Origin of the sequence: Parerythrobacter aurantius, from assembly GCF_045291475.1 — a bacterium.
GTDB lineage: Bacteria > Pseudomonadota > Alphaproteobacteria > Sphingomonadales > Sphingomonadaceae > Parerythrobacter > Parerythrobacter aurantius.
In genome coordinates, this window is sequence record NZ_CP147985.1 from 1,473,574 (window position 1) to 1,495,977 (window position 22,404).

Consider the following 22,404-nt stretch of genomic DNA (forward strand, 5'->3'; position numbering starts at 1 on the left):
TTCCCCTATGATGCGTGACGTGGGGGCAGATTAGGGGGCTGGGTAACTTTCGCGCAACGAAACTCGCCGATGCGACCATTATGGTTGCCGATTGTCGCATTGCTGCAACATTCCAATACCCTGCATCGCTGATGCAAGCATGGCTTCGCTGGCCCCGAACGACAATCGGCGCTAGCACTCCGCCGATGTTGACCCGCAAGCTCGAAGCATGGCTCGCCGCCGGCCTGATCGATGAGGCGACGCAGTCGCGTATCGTCGCCTATGAGGCGGAGCATGCCAGGCCGCTGGCCCTTTGGGCGGTGATCGGCATCGGCGTGCTGGCGCTGGCCCTGGGGATCCTTTCGGTCGTCGCTGCCAACTGGGAGGATGTTCCCGGCCGCATCCGCCTTGCCATCCATCTCGGGTTGATCGCGACTGTGGCGACGACCCTGATGCTGCGGGGCGAGCGGCTTGAGCGCGAGCATCCCTGGGCCCTTGAAGCCGCGCTGTTCGTTCTCGGCGTATTGGGCCTCACCTTCTTCGGCCATCTCGGACAGGTCTACCAGACCGACTCCCCGCTGTGGCGACCCCTTGCCGCGTGGCTGGTGCTGTTCGCTCCCGTCCTGCTGCTACGCGGACAGAGCTGGATCGTCGCGCTGGGGCTGATGGCGGCCGCCATCGGCACGGTGTGGGAGTATTCCTCGACCCTGGCGCAATGGACCCCGATGGGCGAGCCCGATGCACCGTGGCTCTGGATGTCGCTGGTCACGGCGCTGCCGGTACTGATCGCGCCTTGCGCCGCGTGGATGCGGCGACATAGCGCCCGCGATGCGTTCTGGACACGGATGGAGCAGCTCGCGATCGCCTATGCGATGGTCGGTGCCTCGCTGCTGTGCATCGTCGCATCGATCGGCGAGGTCGAGCGCGGAATGCTGGCGATCGGCTCGCAGGCGCTCCGGGCAGCCATCGCCCTGGTCGCGGCCGGGCTGGTGGCGCTGTTGCACCGCTCCCGGTCGGGCTCGGCGGCAGGCGCGGTTCTGGCGGCATGCGGGGTGACGGCGGTGCTCGCCTACCTGTTCAACGATCGCGATATCATGGCCGGGCTGCTGTTCATGGCGCTATGGGCCGCAGTAGGGGCGGCGGCGCTCTATGCCGGGTGGCGAGGGGTGTTCCAGCTTGCGGTGGCGGCGGTGGCGCTGCGCCTCATCGTGCTGAGCTTCGAACTGGCGAGCGACCTCCTCACCAGCGGCTTCGGCCTCATCGTCGCCGGTCTGATGATCCTTGGGGTCGCATGGGGCGCGGTGAAAGTTTCCCGAACCTTCGCACCGCCGAAGCGGGATGGCGGGGAGGGCGCGGCATGAAGAGGGGCGCCACCCTTGCCGCGCTGGCATTGCCGCTGGCCGGACTTGCCGGGCTGTGGGCCTGGACGGAGAGCTGGACCCGTGAGGGCACCGACTGGGAGGTCCCGGTGCAAGGCTACGACCCTCGCGATCTGCTGCGCGGGCACTACATCCAGTTCGAATACGACTGGCCGGGTGAAACCGTGACGGACGAGAACCGCTGGTTCCTCGGCGCCTTCTGTATCGAGGGGAAAGCGCCGACCATCGAACGGATCGTGGTGCGCGACGATGTCGGGGGCTGTGCCCACTTTGCCAAGGCCGAGCCCGCCTCCATCTACGGCGGCGAGGGGCTGCGGCGCGGGCGGCTCTACGTGCCCCAGACGCGCGCCGGCGAACTGGAGCAGAAGCTCGCCAATCCGGACCTGCGCGGTATCGTCACCGTGCGCCAGCGGACCGATGGCCGTATCCTGCCGCAGAGCATTCGCTTCCGCCCGCTGACTGCCGGCGAACGGGCCGAGCGCGAGGCCGGGCGGGAGGACGACACGCCCCCGCCGCCGGCCATCATGCCGAGCCGCTAGAGCGGATTGCCGTCCTTGTCGCGGTAGATCTCCCGTCGCCCGACGTGGTTGGCCGGGCCGACGAGGCCGTCCGTTTCCATCCGCTCGATCCACTTGGCCGCGGTGTTGTAGCCGACGCCCATCTGGCGCTGGAGCCACGATCCGCTCGCCTTCTGGTTCTCGATCACGATCTGGCAGGCCTGGCGGTACTTGCGCTCCTCGGGGTTGTCGCTGCCGGTGAAGTCGTCTTCGAAGCTCATGCCGAAGCCTTCCTCCGGCTCTTCGGTCACGGCGTCGACATATTCGGGAGCGCCCTGTGCGCGCCAGTGGTCGGCGACGGCCTCGACTTCCTCGTCGCTCACGAAGGGGCCATGCACGCGGATCATTGCCCCGGTGTTGGGCTTGTAGAGCATGTCGCCCTTGCCCAGCAGCTGTTCGGAGCCTTGCTCGCCCAGGATGGTGCGGCTGTCGATACGGCTCGTCACCTTGAAGCTGATGCGGGTCGGCAAATTGGCCTTGATGACGCCGGTAATGACATCGACCGAGGGGCGCTGCGTCGCCATGATCAGGTGGATACCGGCCGCGCGGCTCTTCTGGCTGAGGCGCTGGATCAGCACTTCGATTTCCTTGCCGACGGTGACCATCAGGTCGGCCAGCTCGTCCACGATCAGCACGATCTGAGGCAGCGGCTGGTAATCGAGCTGCTCTTCCTCGTAGATCTCCTCGCCCGTATCGGGGTCGAAACCGGTCTGGACCCGGCGGCCCAGCGGCTTGCCCTTGGCGGCGGCGGCGCGGACCTTCTCGTTGAACCCGGCGATATTGCGCGAGTTGATCGAGGACATCATGCGATAACGCCGCTCCATCTCCTCGACCGCCCACTTGAGCGCGCGGACCGACTTCGCAGGTTCCGTCACCACGGGGCTGAGCAGGTGCGGGATATCGTCGTAGGTCTTGAGTTCGAGCACCTTGGGATCGATCAGGATCAGGCGGCATTCTTCCGGCGTGAAACGGTAGAGCAGCGAAAGCAGGATCGCGTTGAGGCCGACCGACTTGCCCGAACCGGTGGTGCCCGCAACCAGCAGGTGGGGCATGGCGGCAAGGTCGGCGACGATCGGCTCGCCGGCGATATCCTTGCCCAGGATCATCGGCAGCGCGCCTTTGGCCTCGGCGAAGGCGGCGCAGCTGGCCAGTTCCTTGAAGTTGACCGTCTGGCGGTGCTGGTTGGGCAGCTCGATGCCCATCACCGTCTTGCCCGGAATCGGGCTGACGCGGGCGCTGATCGCGCTCATGTTGCGGGCGATGTCTTCGGCGAGGCCGATGATCCGGCTGGCCTTGATACCGGGGGCCGGTTCCAGCTCGTACATGGTCACCACCGGGCCGGTGCGCACCGCGGTGATCTCGCCCTTGACGTTGAAATCGTCGAGCACGGTTTCGAGCAGGCGGGCGTTACGCTCCAGCGCCAGCTTGTCGAGCTTGGGCGCAGGTTCGCCCACCGCATCGGCCAACAGGTCGAGGCTCGGCAGTTCGTAATCGGCGAACATGTCGCGCTGCTTGGCCTTGGCGATAGCGGCCTTTTTCGGCGGGGCGGTGGGGTCGGAGATTTCGGGAGCGCGCCGTTCGGCCGGCTGGACGATGTCGTCGGCCAAGACCTTCGCCTTGTCGTCCGGCTTGGCGCGCGGCCGGATGATGTCAGGCTTGGGCAGCGCGACTTCGGGCACCAGCGGCATGTGGCGCAGGAACCGCGGCAAGGTCAGCAGGGCGCGCCAGTCGAGGGCGAAGACGCGGGTGACCAGCGCCAGCCCGCCGCCCAGCGCCAGTAACGCCAGAGTGAGGATGATCCAGCCCGAGGCGCTTTCTCCGAAGCGGCCCGCCACCGCCTCGATCGCGCCTGCCCCGAGCAGCCCGGATATGCCCCCCATGGAAGCCGGCAGGCTGCCGCCGGGCTTGTCGAACACCAGCGCGAGAACGCTGGAAAGCAGCGCCATCGCCAGCAGCAGCATCAGCACCGGCTGCCACCAGCGGGTATCGGTATCGACGTCTTCCTCCTCGACATCGCGCCACAGCTTGCGGGCGATGACATAGAGCAGCGGGAGCAGCAGCACCGCGGTCCAGCCGAACAGGAACAGCACGCGCTCAGCCGCCCAGGCGCCCGATGCGCCCATCCAGTTGGCGATGTCGGTGCCCGATGCGGCGGTCGAGGGGCTGGGATCGGTCTGGGTATAGCTGGCGAGCGCAAGACCGAGGAAGACAGTGCTGCCGAACAGGACGACAGCACCGGTCATCTGCGCGGCACGGCGCAGCGAACGCCGGAACGCGGCGCGCCAGTCGGCCTGCGGTTTGCTCATCGCACGTGTCGCCATGGGGCTTCCCTTCCTGTCGGAACACACCATGAATCTTCGGGGATTCCCGGTCAAGCGAAAGGCGGCGAGGCGTTCGGTTTCGGGCAAAAGGTCACACTAAGTTCACACCTAAACCCAACAGCGCCGGAACGCGCATTGGCCTACGGGGGATCACGATTTGAAAGAGCCGGTGCGAGGCTGGCAATAGCAAGGCGCTTTAGGAAAATGGTTTCCTGCCGGCCTCTTAACTCAGCCCATCGATGGCGGCCCAGCGCGGCCAGTCGAGGCGGTTCGCAGTCCTGGCGTTCATGCCCCCCAGCGCGATCACCGGGAATCGAGCATGGCGCGCGAGGTGGCGGAAGCGGGCGGGGCCGAGCGTGGGCGCGCCGGGGTGCGAATTGGTGGGGAATACGGGCGAGAGCATCACCGCATCGGCGCGGGCACGGTTGGCCCGGGCGATCTCGGCCATGTCATGCGCGGTCGCCACGGTGACCATGTCGCCCCGTGTCGGATAGAGGCTGCGGGCCGCGCCATAGACCCCGTCTGCGCCCCATTCGCGCGCGGTCAAAGTGCTGTCGGCGAGGATGACGAGATGGCCTCGCGCCCGGGCAATGCGTCGCAGCGCCATGAAGCGGGCAATGCGCTCCTGCGGCGCGAGGTGGTAGTGGCGATAGACGAAGCCCGATCCCGGCGGCAGCGCCCGCAGCCGATCCTCCAGCACCGCGTCGTTGCGCGCATCGCTCAGGAGCCACAGGAGCGGGGGGGACTGGAACTGTGCCACGCCCCCGCTATAGCGCGCCAGCATGAGTGATCCAGCCACGCCCCTCGAAGAAATCCGCGCCCGCATCGCCCGCGCCTGCAAGATCGCGCAGCGCCCGGAAGCGGACGTCACGCTGATCGCGGTCAGCAAGACCCATCCGGCCGAGGCGATCACGCCGCTGCTGGAACAGGGCCAGCGCGTCTTCGGCGAGAACCGCGTGCAGGAGGCGCAGGGCAAATGGCCCGCGCTGCGCGAAGCTTACCCGGACGTGGAACTGCATCTCATCGGCCAGCTGCAATCGAACAAGGCCGAGGAAGCGGTGGCGCTGTTCGACTGCATCCATTCGCTCGACCGCCCGAGCCTCGTCACCGCGCTGGGCAGGGCGATGGCCAAGGAGGGGCGGCAGGTGCCGTGCTTCGTCCAGGTCAACATCGGCGCCGAGGAGCAGAAGGGCGGCTGTCCGATCGCCGAAGTTCCCGCGCTGCTAACGCAGGCGCGCGAGGCGGGCATCCCGGTGACGGGCCTGATGTGCATCCCGCCCTTCGACATCGAACCCGCACCCTTCTTCGCCCTGCTCGACAAGCTGGCGCGCGACAACGGGCTGGAGGGCCGCAGCATGGGCATGAGCGGCGATTTCGAAACCGCGATCATGCTCGGCGCGACCCATGTACGGGTGGGCACGGCGCTGTTCGGGGAGCGGGGGTAGTCCATGCTATCGAAGGAAGAGGGCGAGCACCCGATCCCTGAAGAATGGAGGCCAAAGTTTCGCGCCATCGCGAATGCTTTTGCCGACGATGACTATCGACTTGCGCGCCACAACATCCAAGGCGTCCGGCCAATCGACGAGGAAACAGCAAGCTACTTCGAAGACAACGTTGATGCCTACGGAGACGAACTTGCCCCCTTGGACGATGCCACTTGGGAGCGTTCAATTTCCGTCTGGATGAACGGTTACTGGGACGTGCTTGTGGACCTGACGACTTCGAACGAGCCGGTCAGCGATCTGACTCTGCACGCGAGGATTTATGAATGTGACGGTAGCATCGAGATCTGGTCGGTTCATGTTCCTTGATGCCGAACCACGATCTCTCCCCTTGCGGGAGAGATACGGAGACTTGCGGGCTTGCCCGCTAGTCGCAGTTGAGAGGGGGTAGCGACGGCGCCGGTCGGAGCTGCGCTCGAACCCCTCTCCCAACCCTCTCCCGCAAGGGGAGAGGGCTTCTTTCCCTGCCTCCCTCGTCACCCCGGCCCCCGGGTCAAGCCCGGGGTGACGTAATTGCGGGCGAGGACGGCGTCGTTCGGGGAGCGGGATAGAGTCCGCCATCGATCCCCTTGTCGATTGCCACGCCTGATGCAAGGACGCTAATATGCGGCCTATGATTCTCATTTTCTCGGCATTTTCTCTGGCGAGTTGCGCCTCGGATCAAACGGATATTCAAGGCTACCTCATGGATGAGATCGAGAGTTCCATAGACTTACCACCTGGGGCTAAGCCGCTAGGAAACTATGCCCGCTATTACACTGAGTATGATGGGCTGGTGCACGGAGCCTACACGATTGAGGTCGAAACGCCTCGTCCACTCGAATATGGTTGCGAAGAAGCTCGATCAGATGGACGCAGTATGACGACCACCTGTTCCTCGCCCGCTGATGCTAAGCCCGGCGAACGAAGGTGGGTCAAATTCGAGGACTATCCTGCAGTATCTGGTGAAGACTGCACCGCAATTCAGTTGCAATACGACCCTCGGACGAAGAGATTCACCTATCTTGAATGCGCTCATCCGGACTACTGACGCAAGTGGCCCACCATTCGACCTTACGGCCCTATCCTCGAACGTTCACTTCCAAATAGTTAGACGAGACGCCGCTCAAGCCACCTCCAGCTTGGCCTGCCGCTCGTCACTCGCCGCCTCGATCAGCGCCTTGCGGATGTTCTCCATCCGCGCCGCGTCGGTCACTTTCGAGCCGGTCAGGTCGGTGACGTAGAAGGTATCCGCCGCACGTTCGCCGTATGCGGTGATGTGCGCGGAGTGGACCATCAGCTGGCATTCGAACAGCGCCCGGCCGAGCCGGTTGAGCAGCGCGGGTCGGTCGCGCGCGTTGACTTCGACCACGGTGAAGCGGCTCGAGGCGTCGTTGTCGAATTCCACCCGGGGGCGCACGTCGAAGGCGTCGGCGCGGGCGCGGGGCAGGGGGCGCTTGGCCAGCTTGGGCACCAGCTCGCCGCGGTTGGCGATGGCATCGGTGATGGCCTGCTTGATCCGCTCGAGCTGCCGCGCTTCGGCAAAGCTCTTGCCCAGCGGGTCCTGCACCAGGAAATTGTCGACCGCCCAGCCGTTGCGGGTGGTGTGGATGCGCGCGTCGATGATGTTGCCGCCCGCTAGGTGGATGCCGCCGGCGATGCGGTAGAACAGGCCGGGGTGGTCGGGCGCGATCACCGTCACCAGCGTCGCCCCGCGCTCGGCATTGTATTCGCAGTGGATCGAAAGCTGTTCGTCGAGCCGCTTCGCCGCATCGTACTGGACGATGTTGCGCGCGATCACGTCGTCGGGCTCGGCAATCCAGTAGGCGTCGTTGAACAGCTTGCCGTGTTTCGCCAGCAGGCCCGCCTGCGCACCCAGCGCCGCGCCGACCGCCTCCTTACGCGCCGCCACACGCTCGTTGCGGTGATGCGGGATATGCCCCAGCCGCAGCCGCTCATGCGCCGCATCATAGAGTTCGCCCAGCAGCTGGCCCTTCCAGCTGTTCCAGGTGCCGGGGCCGACCGCGCGGATATCGACCGCCGTCAGGATCATCAGGTGGCGCAGGCGCTCGAGGCTCTGCACCTCATTGATGAAGGTCTCGATCGTCTTCGGATCGGTCAGGTCGCGCTTGAAGGCGGTGTCGCTCATCAGCAGGTGCTGCAGCACCAGCCAGGCGACAAGGTCGGTCTCGGCATCGCTCATGCAGAAGCGCGGGCAAAGTTCGCGGGCGACGTCTGACCCCAGCACCGAATGGTCGCCGCCGCGCCCCTTGGCGATATCGTGCAGCAGCGCCGCGACATAGGCGACGCGGCGGCTTTCGACCTGATGGATCAGCTTGGTCGATCGCGGATGGTCCTGCGCCAGCTGGCCCTTCTCGATCTGGTTGAGGAAGCCGACGGCGCGCAGCGTGTGCTCGTCCACCGTGTAGTGGTGGTACATGTTGAACTGCATCTGCGCGTTGACGCGGCCGAAATCGGGCACGAAGCGGCCCATGACGCCGGCCTCGTTCATCCACCGGAGCACGGTTTCCGGGTCGTTCCGGCCGCAAAGCAGCTCGAGGAAAATCGCATTGGCGCGTCGGTCGTTGCGCGTCTCGTCGCGGATCAGCACGCTGTCGCGGTCGGCCTGGCGCATGGTGCTGGGTTCGATTTCGAGGCCATTGGCCTCGGCGATCTGGAAGATCTCGACCAGCCGCACCGGGTCCTGCCGGAACCAGTCGTCGGACGGCGCGGCGATCCGCCCGCCGAACACGCGGTAGCCCTTGAGCATGCGCGGCTTGGCATTGAACCCGGCGAAGAAGCCGGTCCGCGCGCGCTTCTTATCGAACTGCTGGTCGAGCTGGGCAAGGAACACGCCCGTCAGCGAGCCGACCCGCTTGGCCTGCAGGAAATAGAATTGCATGAAGCGTTCGACCGCGCTCTTGCCTTCGCGGTCGCGGAACCGCATCCGCTCGGCAATCTGCTTCTGGAAATCGAAGGTCAGCCGGTCCTCGGGCCGCCGGGTCAGCTCGTGGAGATGGCACCGCACCGCCAGCAGGAAGCCGTCGGCGCGGCGGAAGCTGTGGTATTCGGCCGGGGTCAGCAGCCCCGCATCGACCAGCTCGGCCGCGTTGCGGACGCGGTGGATATACTTGCCGATCCAGTAGAGCGTCTGCAGGTCGCGCAGGCCGCCCTTGCCCTCCTTGACATTGGGTTCGACGACATAGCGCGTGCCACCCGCCTTCTCGTGCCTTGCGTCGCGTTCGGCGAGTTTTTCCGTCACGAACTGGCGCTCGCTTCCCGCGACGACCTCGGCCCAGAAGCGCCGCCGCGCCTCGTCGTAGAGCTCGCGGTCGCCCCAGAGGTAGCGCGCCTCGAGCAGCGCGGTGCGGATCGTCAGATCCTCGCGCGCCATGCGCACCATCTCGTCCGGCGTGCGGCTGGACTGCCCGACCTTGAGGCCCAGGTCCCACAAGAAATAGAGCATCGCCTCGGTCACCTGCTCGCACCACGGCGTTCGCTTGGCGGGGTGGAGGAAGGCGATGTCGACGTCCGATTGCGGCGCCATCTCGGCCCGCCCGTAGCCGCCGACCGCGAGGATCGCGAGCCGTTCGGAGGCCGAGCGGTTGGCGACCGGATAGACATGGGCGGTGACGTGATCGAACAGCAGTCGCACGACCTGGTCGATCAGGAAGGCGTGCCCGGCGGTGATCTCGTGCCCGGCGCTGGGCTTTTCTATCAGCCGCGCCGACAGCTCCGCGCGCCCGGCCGCCAGCGCCTCGCGCAGCAGCGCGAGGACTTCGGGGCGGGCCTTGTCCTTCCTCTCCGCCACCAGCGCCTCGATCGCCGCAGCGATGCTGCGACGGTCGATGATGGCGCGCTGGCGGGGGACGTTCTTGCTTTGCAAAGGCTGCTAGCCTCTGACCTCGCGGCTAGGCCGCATCGATCATGTCGGCATATTCCTTGGTGTATTTCTCGCGCAGGGACCGCTTGTCGACCTTCTGTGTGCCGAGGCGCGGCAGGGTCTCGTCGGCCTGCCAGTAGACCACCGGCTGCTTGAAGCTGGCGAGGCGGTCCTTGAGGAAATCGCGCAATTCCGCTTCGCCCAGTTCCCTGCCCGGCTTGGCCAGGAACACTGCGCCGACGATTTCGCCATATCGTTCGTCCGGCAGGCCGAAGACGGAACACTCGGCGATGGCATCATGGGCGTAGATCGCTTCCTCGACCTCGAGGCAGGTCACGTTCTCGCCGCCGCGGATGATGATGTCCTTCTTGCGGTCGACGATGTAGAGATAGCCGTCCTCGTCCACCCGCCCGAGGTCGCCGGTGCGGAAATACATGTCTTCGGTGAAGGCGGCATGGGTCGCGTCCTCGTTGTTCCAGTAGCCGAGGAAGTTGCAGACCGACCGGATGCAGACCTCGCCGACCTGGCCCTGCGGCACGGGCTCGCCGGCATCGTCGAGAATGCCGAGGTCGACCAGCGGGCGGCTGGGCTTGCCGGTGCTCGACGGCTTGGCGAGGTAGTTCTCGTTGAAATTGCCGCAGCCGACGCCGTTGGTTTCGGTGAGGCCATAGCCGAGCAGCGGATTGCCGGTCGGGAAGGCGTCCTTGATCTTGGCGACATGTTCCACCGGGCGCGGCGCGCCGCCGGCAGCCCAGCCCGAACAGCTCGACACATCGTATTTGTCGCGGTTGGGATGAGTCGCCATCTCGTAGGTCATCAGCGGCACGCCGGCGAAATAGCTGACCTTCTCGTCCTGGATCAGCCGCAGCGCCTCTTCCGCGTCCCACTTCGGCATCAGCACGATCTTGCGCCCGAGCGCGTAGCTCTGCAGCAGCAGCGGCACTTCGCCGGTGACATGGAACAGCGGCACGGCGAGCAGGGCGCAGGCCTGCGTCGTCGGCGCGTCGCCCGAACTGTCGAGATAGGTGAACGCCATCAGCGATTGCAGGGCATAGCTCATCGCCCCGTGAACCACGCCGCGATGGTCGGAATAGGCGCCCTTCGACCGCCCGGTGGAACCCGAAGTGTAGAGCACGGTACACAGATCGTCGGGGCCAACATCGAGCGGGTTGACCTTGGAGGGATCGCCCCATGTCTCCTTCAGCCCGTCGGCGACGTCGCAATCGTGGTCGAACAGCACCAGCTTCGCGCCATGTTCGATGCCCTTGAGGCGGGCGGCGCGGCCGAGGTCGGCGAACACCAGCTTGCATTCGACGAGGTCGATGGCATCGGCCAGTTCCTCGCCATTGGAAAAACCGTTGAGCAGCGTGGCGCAGCCGCCTCCCATGATGATGCCCATGTAGAGCACGATCCAGTTGGCCGAATTGCGCGCCGCGATGCCGACGCGGTCGCCCTTCTGCATCCCGTGGATGTGCTTGAGACCCGCGGCCACTGCCAAAGCCGCGGCCCAGGTCTCGCCGAAGGTCATCCGGCAGCCGCCATCGACGAGGAAGGTCGCATCCTTGTGCTGGTTGCAATAGTGGGCGAAATAATGGGCCAGGCTCGGCGGGGCGTTCTTGAGCGCCGGGATGTCCGTGCCATTGCGGTTGAACATGACCGTCTCTGCCGGCGCGCCGGGCGCGACGAGTTTGTCCATGATGGCATCGAGCGTAAGGTCGAGCTGGCTGGGCATTTTTCTGTCTCTCTCTCCGTCTGTGCGCGGCCCGTTGTGTCTCCTTCGGGGTTCCACAGGAACCCGGCCTGTGCCAAAGCCTGCCCGAAATGAAGAGGGACCGCGTCTTTCCCGTCTGCGGACCCATGTAAGAGGGATTTCCGGTGCTGTCACTATTGGCCGAAGCGGCGTCGCAGCCGATCCAGTTTTCCGAACTCGGGCTGGCGAAGGGTATCGACCTCGGCTTCTTCTACCTGCGGTTCTACTCCCTCGCCTACATCCTCGGCCTGTTCTTCGCCTACTGGCACCTGTCGAAGATGATCAAGGCACCGGGCGCGCCGATGGCGCAGAACCATGTCGACGACCTGTTCTTCTATTGCACGCTGGGCGTCATCCTCGGCGGGCGGCTCGGCTATGCCGCCTTCTATACCGGCGGGGACAGTTCCCAGCCGAGCATGTTCACCAATTTCACGCCCGGCGAGACCGTCAGCTGGGACCTGCTGCGGCTGTGGGACGGCGGCATGAGCTTCCACGGGGGCGTGATCGGCGTGGTCGCGGCAATCCTCTGGGTATCGTGGCGGAACAAGCTCAACTGGCTGAGGGTGTGCGATTACATCGCCGTGACCTATCCGCTGGGTCACCTGCTCGGGCGGCTGGCGAACTTCGTCAACGGCGAGCTTTACGGGCGCGCCACCGATGTCTCGTGGGCGATGGTCTTCCCGACCGACCCGCTGCAGGTCGGCCGGCATCCGAGCCAGCTCTACCAGGCCGGGCTCGAAGGTCTGATCCCGTTCATCCTGCTGACGTGGATGTTCTGGAAAACCCGCGCACGCTGGAAGCCCGGCCTGCTGGTGGGCACGTTCACGGTGCTGATGGGGGCGGCGCGCTTCATCAACGAATTCTTCCGCGAACCCGATGCACAGCTAGCGCAGCGGGTCACCGATACCGGCCTCAGCCAGGGGCAATGGCTGTCGATCCCGATGATCCTCGTCGGGCTCGGCGTCATCCTCTACGCGCTGATGCGCAAGCCTGCGCCGGCCACCGCCGGCTAGCGCCAGATGCAGGACGCGCAGGGCGATGATCTGGGCGAGATCTTCCGCCGCCTGATCCGCAACACCGGGCCGATCTCGCTCACCCAGTTCATGGGCGAGTGCAATGCGCGCTACTACGACAGCCGCGATCCGCTGGGGCAGCAGGGTGACTTCGTCACCGCCCCGGAAATCAGCCAGATGTTCGGCGAACTCATCGGCCTGTGGCTGGCCGATATGTGGATCAAGGCCGGGCGCGAGGAAGAGGTCGCCTATGTCGAGCTGGGGCCGGGGCGCGGGACACTGGCGAAAGATGCGCTTCGGGCGGCGGCGAAGTACGGATTCGATCCCGAAGTGCACTTCGTCGAAGCGTCCCATGCCTTGCGCGAAGTGCAGGGCCGGGCGGTGCCGCAGGCGCGCTTCCATCACGACCTGTCGACCCTGCCGATGGATATCCCTCTGCTGCTTGTCGCCAATGAATTCCTCGACGCCCTGCCGGTGCGCCAGCTGGTGCGGGCCGAAATCGGCTGGCGCGAACGGCGCGTCGGTCTCGACGGGGACAGGTTCGTCTTCGTCGCCGGGGGGCAGCCGATGGATTCAGTCATCCCGCCGGACTGGAAGGAGGCCGCGCCCGGCACCATCCTCGAAACCTGTCCTGCCGCTGCCGCGATCGTTTACGAGATCGCCGGGCGGCTGGCTGAACAGGGAGGCGCGGCGCTGTTCTTCGACTATGGGCACATGGCACTGCAGGCCGGATCGACCTTCCAGGCGGTGAAGGCGCACCGCAAAATCGATCCGTTCGATGCCCCCGGCACGGCGGACCTGACGGCGCTGGTCGAGTTCGAAACGCTGGCCCGCGTGGCCCAGTCGCGCGAGGTCCGGCACATCGGCACCACCACGCAGGGCGCGTGGCTGCGCGCGCTCGGGATCGAGGCGCGCGCACAGGCGCTGATGGACAAGGCGCCGCATTATTCGGCGGAAATCCACGAGGCGATGGTGCGCCTGACCGCCCCCGACCAGATGGGCGATCTGTTCAAGGTGATGGGACTGGCCGGGCAGGGCTGGCGCGGCGGGGCCGGCTTCACACGGGATTAATCGACAGCTTGCGAAGACCGGCCGTGCCGATGCCGGCGACAAGGGGAGAAAACGATGAAACGACAAGGGGTTGCATTTGCCGGAAGCCTGCTGGTGCTGGCCTGCGCCGCCGCGCCGGCACTGGCCTGGTTCGCGCCGGAGCCCATCGCCGGTCGCTGGATGACGCGGGAAAAGGACGCCGTCGTCACCATCGCGCCGTGCGGGGCCAGCTATTGCGGAAAACTCAGCCAGTATCTCGTGACGCCGCCGGGCGGCGCCGACCAGAAAGACGTCAACAATCCCGATCCCAAGCTGCGCGGTCGCAAGCTGCTCGGGATCAACCTCCTGTCGGGCTTCAAGGCGGATGGCGATGTGTGGCGCGGCACGATCTACGACCCGCGCAACGGCAAGAGCTATCGATCGGTGCTGAAGCGCAAGAGCACCAGCGCGCTGGAAGTGAAGGGCTGCATCGGCCCGTTCTGCCAGGCGCAGACCTGGACCCGGGCGAAATAGCCTAGGGTTCCAGCCCGATTCGGGCGGCGATCATCGCTGCGGCTTGTTCGGGCGTCATCTTGCGCGCGTCGGTCCGGTCCACGGCCAGATTGGCTTCGCGCATCAGTTCGACGTCGATCCTGCCGAGCAGCGGTGCGATCGCCGCCTTCAGGTCGGCATCCGCGGCGCGGGCCGGTGCCAGCATGAGAAGCGCATCATAGCTTGGCAGCGCGCCCTTGGGGTCGTCGAGGATAACGAGGTCGTCCGCCACGATCCGCCCGTCCGAGGTATAGGCGCTGATGACATCCGCCTCGCCCGATTTGAGCGCATTGTACATGAAGGTCGGGGCGAAATTGCGCTGGCGGGCGAAGCGCAGCCCATAGGCGTCGCGGACCGCCGCCCACTCGGGCCGCTCGAACCATTCGGGATCGCCCCCGGTCACGAGTTGCGGCGCCACCGCGGCCAGGTCCGCAATGCTGCGCACCCCGAGCTCCCTTGCGCGGTCGGCGCGCATGCCCAGCGCATAGGCGTTCTCGAACCCGAGCCGTCCCAGCACGAGCGTGCCGGTCTGCTCGGCTTCCCAGGCCTTGATGATCCGGTACATTGCCTCTCGCCCGGGATTGTCGGTCCGGCCGAGATTGTTGGTCCAGATCGTGCCGGTATAGTCGATCGAGATATCGATGGCGTTGGTGCTGACGGCGCTGTGCACCACGGCCGAGCCGAGGCCGTCCCTGTATTCGACCGCGTAACCTGCCTTTTCCAGTTGCGAACCGATCAGCCGGGCGAGGATGTACTGCTCGGAAAAACTCTTTGCAGCGATGACGATGGTATCGCCCGGTCGCTCGCGCGCAGGGCCGTAAAGCGTCCAGGCCGAGGCGAGGATGCCCAACGCCGCGACCGCCGCGCCGCCCCACACCCAGCCGCGCCTGCGCACGGCAAAGCCATGTTCGATGCTGCCGAGCAGCGCGTCGGCCACCAGCGCCAGCGCCGCCGAGGCGAGGCATCCCGCCAGCACCAGCGACCAGTTCTGGGTCTGCAATCCGGCGAAGATCGGATCGCCCAGGCTCGGCGCGCCGATGGTGGTCGAAAGCGTCGCCGCGCCGATGGTCCAGACCGCCGCCGTGCGGATGCCCGCCATGACATAGGGCGCGGCCAGCGGGGCCTCGACCAGCCGCAGTTTTTGCCATTGCGTCATGCCGACGCCCTCGGCGGCCTCGAGCACGCCCGGCTCCATGTTCTCGCGCGCGGTCACCGCGTTGCGAAGCATCGGCAGCAAGGCATAGAGTGTCAGCGCCAAGAGCGCGGGCAGGAAGCCCAATGTCGGCAGCCCCTCGCCGAACACGGCCCGCAAGCTCAGCAGGATCGGGAAGAACAGCGCCAGCAGCGCCAGGGCGGGCATGGTCTGGACCAGGCTTGCAAGCGCCAGTGCGACACGGCGGACAGCAGGGTTGCGGCCCGCCCAGACGGCCAGCGGCAGGGCGATCAGGATCGCCAGCCCGATCGCGCTTGCCGCCAGCAGCACATGGGCTGCGGCTTTGTCGCCGAGCTCGGCCAGGGTGGTCCAGATATCGTTCACCGCCCCGGCTCCGCCCGTTCGAGCCTTGCCAGCGCCTCGGCCTGTGCGCGGGGCACGGCGACCAGCCCCTGCGCAACTTCGCCGCCGGCCCCGGCGAGCAGCGCCCGCGGGGTTTCGTCGGCGACGATCCTGCCCCTGTCCATCACCAGCACCCGGTCCGCCAGCAGCAGTGCCTCGGCCATGTCATGGGTGACGAGGACGGTGGTCAGCGCCAGCCTGTCGTGCAGCGCGCGGACCCGTCGCCCCAGCGCATCGCGGGTGACGGGGTCGAGCGCACCGAAGGGCTCGTCCATCAGCAGCAGGTGCGGTCCGCCGGCCAGTGCCCGCGCGACGCCGACGCGCTGCCGCTGCCCGCCGGAAAGTTCGTGCGGCATCCGCCGGGCATGGCCCGCGTCGAGCTCGACCAGTTCGAGCAGTTCGGCAATCCGCCCGGCTGCCAGCCTCTCGCCCGCCAGCCGCGGTCCGATGGCGATGTTCTCCGCCACGCTCATGTGCGGAAACAGGCCGATCGACTGGAACACGTAGCCGACCCGCCGCCGCAGCGCGGGCAGGGGCAGGGCGGTAACATCCTGCCCCGCGAACTGGACGCGGCCCGTTGTCGGCTCGGTCAGCCGGTTCACCATCCGCAGCAAGGTCGACTTGCCCGAACCCGATTGCCCCACAAGCGCCACGAACGACCCTGCGGCTATTTCCAGCGACACCTCCGCGACGGCCGTCACCGTGCCGAATGCCCGGCTCACACCGTCGAAGCGCAGGGCAGGCGTTGGAGCTTGGGGCATTCTCGCTCCCTAGGCGGCAATATGCGGGTGCGAAAGGGCAGGGTGCGAAAGGGGCGTTATCAGTCGCGCAGTGCGGAAAGCGGCACGACCACGGCGACTTCCAGCCCGTCGGGGTGCCAGCGATGCTCGATCGAACCGTTGAGCTGCGATTGCACGCTCATCTTGAGCAGGCGCGAGCCGAAGCCGGAATCCGCCGGCGCCGACACGGCCGGGCCGCCGCTTTCGCGCCAGCGGATGTGCACGCTGTCGCCCACCGTGGCATACTCGACCGCGACCCTGCCTTCCGCCGACGACAGGGCTCCGTATTTGGCGGAATTGGTCGCCAGTTCGTGAATTACCAAGGCCATCGGGGTGGCCGCCCGCGTGCCGACTTCCACGCCGGTCCCCGATATCGCGACCTGCTGCGCATCGCCCGTGCCATACGGCGCCGTGAGGATAGCGAGCAGTCCGTCGAGGCTGCCGCCCTTTCCGGCTCGCAGCGGCATCACGTAATCCTGCGCCCGGCCCAGCGCGCGCACGGTTTCGGAAAGCTCCTCCGCCAGCTGGCCCGCCTCGGGATGCTTGCGGCTGCGCAGGGAAATGAGGCCGCCGACGACCGCGAAGATGTTCTTGATCCGGTGCGCGAGCTCGTTCGCAAGCAGTTCCCGCCGTTCCGCTTCGCGATAGGTATCATCGATGTCGGTGATGGTTCCGAACCAGTGGGCCGTGGCCGGATCATTGCCTGATGGCGCCGCGCGCGAGAGCACCCAGCGCCAGGTGCCGTCCGCCTGGCGCAAGCGCCACTGGTCCTCGAAATGCGACGCACCGGCGACGGCGGCGCCGAATTTCTCGATCGACGCGTCCCAATCGTCTGGATGTACGAACTGGCGCCATTCCTCAACGGTGCGCGGCGGCTTGCTGCCGGTCACTTCCTCCCAGCGCGCGTTGAAACGGTTGAAGACCTGGTCGGGGGTCGCGCCCCAGGCGATGGCCGGCACGCTGTCGAGCATGAAGCGCAGCTGCGCCTCGGTCGTCTCGCGCGTCTTCGCGCCGCGCAGCGCGGTCCGCTGGGCCTCCAGCCGCCGCATCACGGCGGAAGCGAGCGCGGTCAGCCCCTCGAGCTGCAGGCTGTCGAGCCCTTCCGGCCTCGGCTGCCAGTCGATCACGCAAAGCGAGCCGAGCGGTGCCCCCTCGGACGAGATCAGCGGCGCCCCGGCGTAGAAACGGACGTTCGGTTCGCCGGTGACGAGTGGGTTGGTTGCGAACAGCGGATGGTTTGCGGCATCGGGCACGATCATCGGCGCATCGCCGAGCATGGCGTGGGCGCAGAAGCTGTATTCGCGCGGCGTTTCCGCCACCCCCAGCCCGAGTTCGGCGAGGAAGCGCTGCCGCTGTTCCTCGACGATGGAGACGAGTGCGACCGGGGCGTTGCAGAGCTTGGCGGCAAAGCCTGCGAGCCGCGCCAGCTCGGCATCGCCTTCCAGCGAATCGAGCGAGAAGCTGGCGAGCACCTGCAGGCGCGCGTCGTCGCTGCACATGGCCGCATCGGGCCGGGCCCCTTCGGGCCATAAAGGCGCGTTCAATGTAGCCATTTAGGACCGGTGGGCGCAGGTGCCATAATCCAGCTTGTTACACAAATGTTTGTTTTGATTGGGGCCTTCCGGCTAGCGAAACATTTCACCTGCAACCGGTTTGCGACGGCCACCGGGCTTGCTATGCGCTTGCGGCAAGGAGAGCCTACCCGATGCGTGCCACCCCCAATTTCGATTTCCAGCTGGGCGAAAGCGCCGAGATGATCCGCGAGACCGTTGGCCGTTTTGCCGACGAGCAGATCATGCCGATTGCCGACAAGGTCGACCGCGAGGACTGGTTCCCGCGCGCGCTGTGGACGCAGATGGGCGAACTCGGCCTGCACGGGCTGACGGTGGACGAGGCGGACGGGGGGCTGGGCCTTGGCTATCTCGAACACGTCATTGCGGTCGAGGAAGTGAGCCGCGCCAGCGCCTCGGTCGGCCTCAGCTACGGCGCGCATTCCAACCTCTGCATCAACCAGATCCGCCGCTGGGGCAACGAGGAGCAGAAGGCCAAGTATTTGCCGGGTCTGATCAGCGGCGAGCATGTCGGTTCGCTTGCCATGTCGGAAGCCGGCGCGGGCAGCGACGTGGTCTCGATGAAGCTCAAGGCGGATGCTGTGCAGGGCGGCTATGTCCTCAACGGCACCAAGTTCTGGATCACCAACGCGCCCGAGGCCGATACGCTGGTGGTCTATGCCAAGACCGATGGCCAGGCCGGGTCGCGCGGCATCACCGCCTTCCTGGTCGAGAAGGGCGACGAGGGGTTCTCCATCGGCCAGAAGATCGAGAAGGTCGGCATGCGCGGCAGCCCCACTGCCGAGCTGGTGTTCGACGACTGCCACATCCCAGAGGACCGCATCATGGGGCCATTGAACGGCGGCGTGGGCGTGCTGATGAGCGGGCTCGACTACGAGCGAGTCGTGCTCGCCGGATTGCAATTGGGCGTGATGCAGGCCTGCCTCGATGTCGTCATTCCCTACCTGCGCGAACGCAAGCAGTTCGGCAAACCCATCGGCAGCTTCCAGCTGATGCAGGCCAAGGTGGCGGACATGTATGTCGCGCTGCAATCGGCCCGCGCCTATACCTACGCCGTCGCCCGGGCCTGCGACGCCGACCAGACCACCCGTTTCGACGCCGCCGGCTGCATCCTGCTGGCCAGCGAAAACGCCTTCCGCGTGGCGGCGGAAAGCGTCCAGGCGTTGGGCGGGGCGGGCTATACGCTCGATTGGCCGGTCGAACGCTACATGCGCGACGCCAAGCTGCTCGATATCGGCGCGGGAACCAATGAGATCAGGCGAATGCTGATCGGGCGCGAACTGATAGGAGCAGCAGGATGAGCGGCGCTGAAAACACGGTGCCGCCGGTCGAAGCCGGTTCGGCAAGCCTCCTTCCGCCCGAGCGGCAGCGCGGGTTCTTGGGCGCAATCGAGCGGGTCGGCAACCTGCTGCCCGATCCTACCATCATCTTCATCTACCTGATTGTCGTGTTGATGATCGTTTCGGCCATCGGCGCTGCGCTCGGCTGGTCGGCTTCTTTGCCTTATCCGGGGGAGAAGGCGCCGGAATTCGCCACGCTCGATAACGGCGTGCTGACCTACACCGCCTCCAGCCTGTTCTCCGAAGCCAATATCAGCCGGCTGTTCACCGAAATGCCCAAGACCTTTGCCGGTTTCGCGCCGCTGGGACTGGTGCTGACCATCATGATGGGCGCGGCGGTGGCCGAGCGTTCGGGCATGTTCTCGGCGCTGATCCGGCTCTCGCTGCGCAATGCGCACAAGAGCCTGTTGACGCCGATCGTCGCGATCATCGGCATGGTTTCGCACCATGCCTCCGATGCGGCTTACGTAGTTTTCATCCCGCTCGCGGCGATCATCTTCGCGGTCGCGGGGCGGCATCCGCTGGCGGGGCTGGCGGCAGCTTTCGCGGCGGTTTCGGGCGGCTATGCCGGCAATGTCATGCCCGGGCAGATCGACGTGCTGCTGTTCGGCTTCACGCAGGAAGCGGCGCGGATCATCGACCCGGCCTGGACGATGAACCCGCTCGGCAACTGGTATTTCATCGCCGCCATCGTGCTGCTGTTTACCCCGGTGATCTGGTTCATCACCGACAAGGTGGTGGAGCCGCGGCTGGGCACGTGGAACGGCATCGTCGACGAGGAACTGCGCGCCGACCTCGACAAGAGCGAAGTGACGCCAGACGAGCGCCGCGGCCTGCGCCATGCCGGGCTGGTCGCGCTGCTGCTGGTCGCAGGGTTCGCCGCCCTGGCGCTGTGGCCCGGCTATACGCCCTTCATCAACGAGGAAGCCCAGGGCACCGCCGCATTGCAGCCGCTCTACGCCTCGCTGATCGCCTTCTTCTTCCTGCTGTTCCTGCTGACCGGGGCCGCTTTCGGCCGCGCAACGGGAAGCGTGAAGGGCGCACCCGACGTGATGGCGATGATGCAGCACGGCGTTCGCACCATGGCGCCCTATCTGGTGTTCGTGTTCTTCGCCGCGCATTTCGTCGCCATGTTCAACTGGTCGGGCATCGGCCCGATCATCGCCATCAACGGGGCGGAAAGCCTGCAAGCGATGGCGCTGCCCGCCCCGGTGCTGCTGGTCAGCGTGCTGCTGCTGTCCTCGGTACTCGACCTGTTCATCGGCTCGGCCAGCGCCAAGTGGAGCGCGCTGTCGCCCGTGGTCGTGCCGATGTTCATGCTGCTCGGCATCAGCCCGGAAATGACCACCGCCGCCTACCGGATGGGGGACAGCTACACCAACATCATGACCCCGCTGATGAGCTATTTCCCGCTGATCCTCGCCTTCAGCCAGCGCTGGGACCGGACCATGGGCGTAGGCTCGCTGCTGGCGCTGATGCTGCCCTATGCACTGACCTTTATGGTGGTGGGTATCGCCATGACGGTCGGGTGGGTCGCCCTCGACCTGCCGCTGGGGCCGGGGGCGCAGGTCTATCTGGAAACGCCCGTAGGTGCCGCACGATGACCGCACCCGTATTGACGAGCAAGCTCGACCGTGAGAGCCCCGAGACCAAGGCGCGGTTCGCGCATAACAAGGCCCTTGCCGAAGAGCTGCGCGCCCGCGTCGCCGAGGCGGCGCTGGGCGGACCGGCAAAGCACCGTGAGCGGCATGTGTCGCGCGGCAAGCTGTTGCCCCGCGATCGCGTCGAGCGATTGCTCGATCCGGGTTCGCCTTTCCTCGAGGTGGGCCAGCTCGCCGCCAACGGTATGTACGAGGGCGACGTCAGCGGGGCCTCGATGATCTGCGGCATCGGGCGGGTCAGCGGCCGGCAGGTGATGATCGTCGCCAACGATCCCACGGTGAAGGGCGGCTCCTACTACCCGATGACGGTCAAGAAGCACCTGCGCGCGCAGGAAATCGCGCAGGAGAACCGCCTGCCCTGCGTCTACCTCGTCGACAGCGGCGGGGCGAACCTGCCCTACCAGGCCGAGGTCTTCCCCGACCGCGAGCATTTCGGGCGCATCTTCTTCAACCAGGCGAACATGAGCGCGCTCGGCATCCCGCAGATCGCCTGCGTCATGGGCAGCTGCACTGCGGGCGGGGCCTACGTGCCCGCAATGTCGGACGAAACGGTGATCGTACGCGAACAGGGCACGATCTTCCTGGCCGGCCCGCCTTTGGTGAAGGCCGCGACGGGCGAAGAGATTTCGGCGGAGGACCTTGGCGGCGGCGACCTCCATGCGAGGAAGTCCGGCGTGGTCGATCACCTCGCCGAGAACGACGAGCATGCGCTTACCATAGTGCGCGACATCGTCAGTCATCTTGGCGTGAACCACGCGGCGGCGAAGGACATGGCGCTGAAGGAGCCGCGCCCGCCGAAGTTCGACGCAGACGATCTCTACGCCCTCATCCCCGACGACGTCCGCGCGCCTTACGACGTCCACGAGGTGATTGCGCGCATCGTCGACGGCAGCGAATTCCACGAGTTCAAACCGCTTTACGGCAGCACGCTCGTATGCGGCTTCGCGCATATCTGGGGCATGCCGGTCGCGATCCTCGCCAACAATGGCGTGCTGTTTTCCGAAAGCGCCCAGAAGGGCGCGCATTTCATCGAGCTCGCCTGCCAGCGGCGCATTCCGCTGCTGTTCCTGCAGAACATTTCCGGCTTCATGGTCGGCGGTAAGTACGAGGCCGAAGGGATCGCCAAGCACGGCGCGAAGCTGGTCACTGCTGTGGCGACCGCCACCGTGCCCAAGGTCACCGTCGTCATCGGCGGCAGCTTCGGCGCGGGCAATTACGGCATGTGCGGGCGCGCCTATTCCCCACGCTTCCTGTTCACCTGGCCCAACGCGCGCATTTCGGTGATGGGCGGCGAGCAGGCGGCTTCGGTGCTGGCGACGGTCCACCGCGATGCCGACAGCTGGACGCCGGAGGAAGCCGAAGCCTTCAAGGCCCCGATCCGCCAGAAATACGAGGACGAAGGTAACCCCTACTACGCCACCGCGCGGCTGTGGGACGACGGCGTGATCGATCCCGTCCAGACCCGTGACGTCCTCGGCCTCGCCTTTGCGGCGACACTTGAAGCACCGATCGCCGAGCGACCCGCGTTTGGCGTGTTCCGGATGTAACCGGGGT

Annotated in this window: 18 protein-coding genes; 11 read left to right on the forward strand and 7 right to left on the reverse strand. The window is 66.3% G+C overall.

The window, feature by feature from the left end; all coding sequences use genetic code 11:
* Positions 1-185: 185 nt before the first annotated feature.
* Together WAB17_RS07270 and WAB17_RS07275 are read left to right on the forward strand one after the other, a co-directional pair.
* Positions 186-1,340, forward strand: coding sequence for a DUF2157 domain-containing protein (locus WAB17_RS07270; protein ID WP_435416693.1), 1,155 nt, complete (start codon positions 186-188; stop codon positions 1,338-1,340).
* Complete coding sequence (locus tag WAB17_RS07275) at positions 1,337-1,897, forward strand: GDYXXLXY domain-containing protein (protein ID WP_435416694.1); 561 nt, start codon at positions 1,337-1,339, stop codon at positions 1,895-1,897. The genes WAB17_RS07270 and WAB17_RS07275 overlap by 4 nt, the downstream gene beginning before the upstream one ends.
* On the opposite strand, the gene WAB17_RS07280 is transcribed toward WAB17_RS07275, so the two are convergent.
* Positions 1,894-4,236 (reverse strand): DNA translocase FtsK 4TM domain-containing protein, encoded by a 2,343-nt coding sequence (locus WAB17_RS07280; RefSeq protein WP_435416695.1) that lies wholly within the window; start codon positions 4,234-4,236, stop codon positions 1,894-1,896. The two genes, WAB17_RS07275 and WAB17_RS07280, sit on opposite strands and share 4 nt — an antisense overlap.
* Positions 4,237-4,459: 223 nt before the next feature.
* A complete protein-coding gene (locus WAB17_RS07285) occupies positions 4,460-5,020 on the reverse strand; it encodes a thiamine phosphate synthase (RefSeq protein WP_435419356.1) in 561 nt (186 codons plus the stop codon).
* Here WAB17_RS07285 and WAB17_RS07290 point away from each other — a divergent pair.
* The 3 genes from WAB17_RS07290 to WAB17_RS07300 all read left to right on the forward strand — a co-directional run bounded on the left by WAB17_RS07290 (position 5,019) and on the right by WAB17_RS07300 (position 6,768).
* Positions 5,019-5,681 carry a YggS family pyridoxal phosphate-dependent enzyme gene (locus WAB17_RS07290; protein ID WP_435416696.1) on the forward strand — a complete coding sequence of 221 codons (663 nt, stop codon included), beginning with the start codon at positions 5,019-5,021 and terminating at the stop codon, positions 5,679-5,681. The genes WAB17_RS07285 and WAB17_RS07290 overlap by 2 nt on opposite strands.
* A gap of 3 nt (positions 5,682-5,684) precedes the next feature.
* Positions 5,685-6,047, forward strand: coding sequence for a DUF7668 domain-containing protein (locus tag WAB17_RS07295; protein WP_435416697.1), 363 nt, complete (start codon positions 5,685-5,687; stop codon positions 6,045-6,047).
* 304 nt (positions 6,048-6,351) lie between these two features.
* Positions 6,352-6,768 carry a hypothetical protein gene (locus WAB17_RS07300; RefSeq protein WP_435416698.1) on the forward strand — a complete coding sequence of 139 codons (417 nt, stop codon included), beginning with the start codon at positions 6,352-6,354 and terminating at the stop codon, positions 6,766-6,768.
* 75 nt (positions 6,769-6,843) lie between these two features.
* Here WAB17_RS07300 and WAB17_RS07305 read toward each other — a convergent pair whose 3' ends face one another.
* Both WAB17_RS07305 and WAB17_RS07310 read right to left on the reverse strand, forming a co-directional pair.
* Entirely contained in the window at positions 6,844-9,603 is a 2,760-nt protein-coding gene (locus WAB17_RS07305; protein ID WP_435416699.1) for a [protein-PII] uridylyltransferase, read from the reverse strand.
* Between the two features lie 25 nt (positions 9,604-9,628).
* The gene (locus WAB17_RS07310) at positions 9,629-11,332 is read right to left on the reverse strand and encodes a class I adenylate-forming enzyme family protein (RefSeq protein WP_435416700.1); all 1,704 of its coding nucleotides are present in this window, start codon (positions 11,330-11,332) and stop codon (positions 9,629-9,631) included.
* Positions 11,333-11,475: 143 nt separating this feature from the next.
* Here WAB17_RS07310 and lgt point away from each other — a divergent pair, with 143 nt between their 5' ends.
* Genes lgt through WAB17_RS07325 form a run of 3 tightly spaced genes read left to right on the forward strand, consistent with a single transcriptional unit; the run spans position 11,476 to position 13,926 of the window.
* Complete coding sequence (gene lgt, locus WAB17_RS07315) at positions 11,476-12,363, forward strand: prolipoprotein diacylglyceryl transferase (protein ID WP_435416701.1); 888 nt, start codon at positions 11,476-11,478, stop codon at positions 12,361-12,363.
* A gap of 6 nt (positions 12,364-12,369) precedes the next feature.
* Positions 12,370-13,434, forward strand: coding sequence for a class I SAM-dependent methyltransferase (locus WAB17_RS07320; RefSeq protein WP_435416702.1), 1,065 nt, complete (start codon positions 12,370-12,372; stop codon positions 13,432-13,434).
* 54 nt (positions 13,435-13,488) lie between these two features.
* Positions 13,489-13,926, forward strand: coding sequence for a DUF2147 domain-containing protein (locus WAB17_RS07325; RefSeq protein WP_435416703.1), 438 nt, complete (start codon positions 13,489-13,491; stop codon positions 13,924-13,926).
* A gap of 1 nt (position 13,927) precedes the next feature.
* Here the strand turns inward: WAB17_RS07325 and WAB17_RS07330 are convergent, their stop codons facing one another.
* From WAB17_RS07330 to WAB17_RS07340, 3 genes are read right to left on the reverse strand one after another with little or no spacing between them, the layout of a single operon-like run.
* Positions 13,928-15,481: an ABC transporter permease/substrate-binding protein gene (locus tag WAB17_RS07330; protein WP_435416704.1), complete on the reverse strand. Its 1,554-nt coding sequence runs from the start codon at positions 15,479-15,481 to the stop codon at positions 13,928-13,930.
* Complete coding sequence (locus WAB17_RS07335; protein WP_435416705.1) at positions 15,478-16,260, reverse strand: ATP-binding cassette domain-containing protein; 783 nt, start codon at positions 16,258-16,260, stop codon at positions 15,478-15,480. Before WAB17_RS07335 ends, WAB17_RS07330 begins: the two co-directional genes overlap by 4 nt.
* A 59-nt stretch (positions 16,261-16,319) precedes the next feature.
* A complete protein-coding gene (locus WAB17_RS07340) occupies positions 16,320-17,831 on the reverse strand; it encodes a PAS domain-containing protein (RefSeq protein WP_435416706.1) in 1,512 nt (503 codons plus the stop codon).
* A 152-nt stretch (positions 17,832-17,983) separates the two neighbouring features.
* Between WAB17_RS07340 and WAB17_RS07345 the strand changes: the two genes are divergently transcribed.
* From WAB17_RS07345 to WAB17_RS07355, 3 genes are read left to right on the forward strand one after another with little or no spacing between them, the layout of a single operon-like run.
* Positions 17,984-19,150 carry an isovaleryl-CoA dehydrogenase gene (locus WAB17_RS07345; protein WP_435416707.1) on the forward strand — a complete coding sequence of 389 codons (1,167 nt, stop codon included), beginning with the start codon at positions 17,984-17,986 and terminating at the stop codon, positions 19,148-19,150.
* Complete coding sequence (locus WAB17_RS07350; protein ID WP_435416708.1) at positions 19,147-20,793, forward strand: AbgT family transporter; 1,647 nt, start codon at positions 19,147-19,149, stop codon at positions 20,791-20,793. Before WAB17_RS07345 ends, WAB17_RS07350 begins: the two co-directional genes overlap by 4 nt.
* The gene (locus tag WAB17_RS07355) at positions 20,790-22,397 is read left to right on the forward strand and encodes a carboxyl transferase domain-containing protein (RefSeq protein ID WP_435416709.1); all 1,608 of its coding nucleotides are present in this window, start codon (positions 20,790-20,792) and stop codon (positions 22,395-22,397) included. Before WAB17_RS07350 ends, WAB17_RS07355 begins: the two co-directional genes overlap by 4 nt.
* Positions 22,398-22,404 lie beyond the last annotated feature (7 nt).

Coding starts and splice junctions, on each gene's coding strand:
- WAB17_RS07285 (WP_435419356.1), bottom strand. CDS start 5,020: ATGCTGGCGCGCTATAGCGGGGGCGTGGCACAGTTCCAGTCCCCCCCG.
- WAB17_RS07340 (WP_435416706.1), bottom strand. CDS start 17,831: ATGGCTACATTGAACGCGCCTTTATGGCCCGAAGGGGCCCGGCCCGAT.
- WAB17_RS07290 (WP_435416696.1), top strand. CDS start 5,019: ATGAGTGATCCAGCCACGCCCCTCGAAGAAATCCGCGCCCGCATCGCC.
- WAB17_RS07295 (WP_435416697.1), top strand. CDS start 5,685: ATGCTATCGAAGGAAGAGGGCGAGCACCCGATCCCTGAAGAATGGAGG.
- WAB17_RS07320 (WP_435416702.1), top strand. CDS start 12,370: ATGCAGGACGCGCAGGGCGATGATCTGGGCGAGATCTTCCGCCGCCTG.
- WAB17_RS07270 (WP_435416693.1), top strand. CDS start 186: ATGTTGACCCGCAAGCTCGAAGCATGGCTCGCCGCCGGCCTGATCGAT.
- WAB17_RS07335 (WP_435416705.1), bottom strand. CDS start 16,260: ATGCCCCAAGCTCCAACGCCTGCCCTGCGCTTCGACGGTGTGAGCCGG.
- WAB17_RS07345 (WP_435416707.1), top strand. CDS start 17,984: ATGCGTGCCACCCCCAATTTCGATTTCCAGCTGGGCGAAAGCGCCGAG.
- WAB17_RS07355 (WP_435416709.1), top strand. CDS start 20,790: ATGACCGCACCCGTATTGACGAGCAAGCTCGACCGTGAGAGCCCCGAG.
- WAB17_RS07350 (WP_435416708.1), top strand. CDS start 19,147: ATGAGCGGCGCTGAAAACACGGTGCCGCCGGTCGAAGCCGGTTCGGCA.
- WAB17_RS07280 (WP_435416695.1), bottom strand. CDS start 4,236: ATGGCGACACGTGCGATGAGCAAACCGCAGGCCGACTGGCGCGCCGCG.
- WAB17_RS07300 (WP_435416698.1), top strand. CDS start 6,352: ATGATTCTCATTTTCTCGGCATTTTCTCTGGCGAGTTGCGCCTCGGAT.
- WAB17_RS07275 (WP_435416694.1), top strand. CDS start 1,337: ATGAAGAGGGGCGCCACCCTTGCCGCGCTGGCATTGCCGCTGGCCGGA.
- WAB17_RS07310 (WP_435416700.1), bottom strand. CDS start 11,332: ATGCCCAGCCAGCTCGACCTTACGCTCGATGCCATCATGGACAAACTC.
- WAB17_RS07325 (WP_435416703.1), top strand. CDS start 13,489: ATGAAACGACAAGGGGTTGCATTTGCCGGAAGCCTGCTGGTGCTGGCC.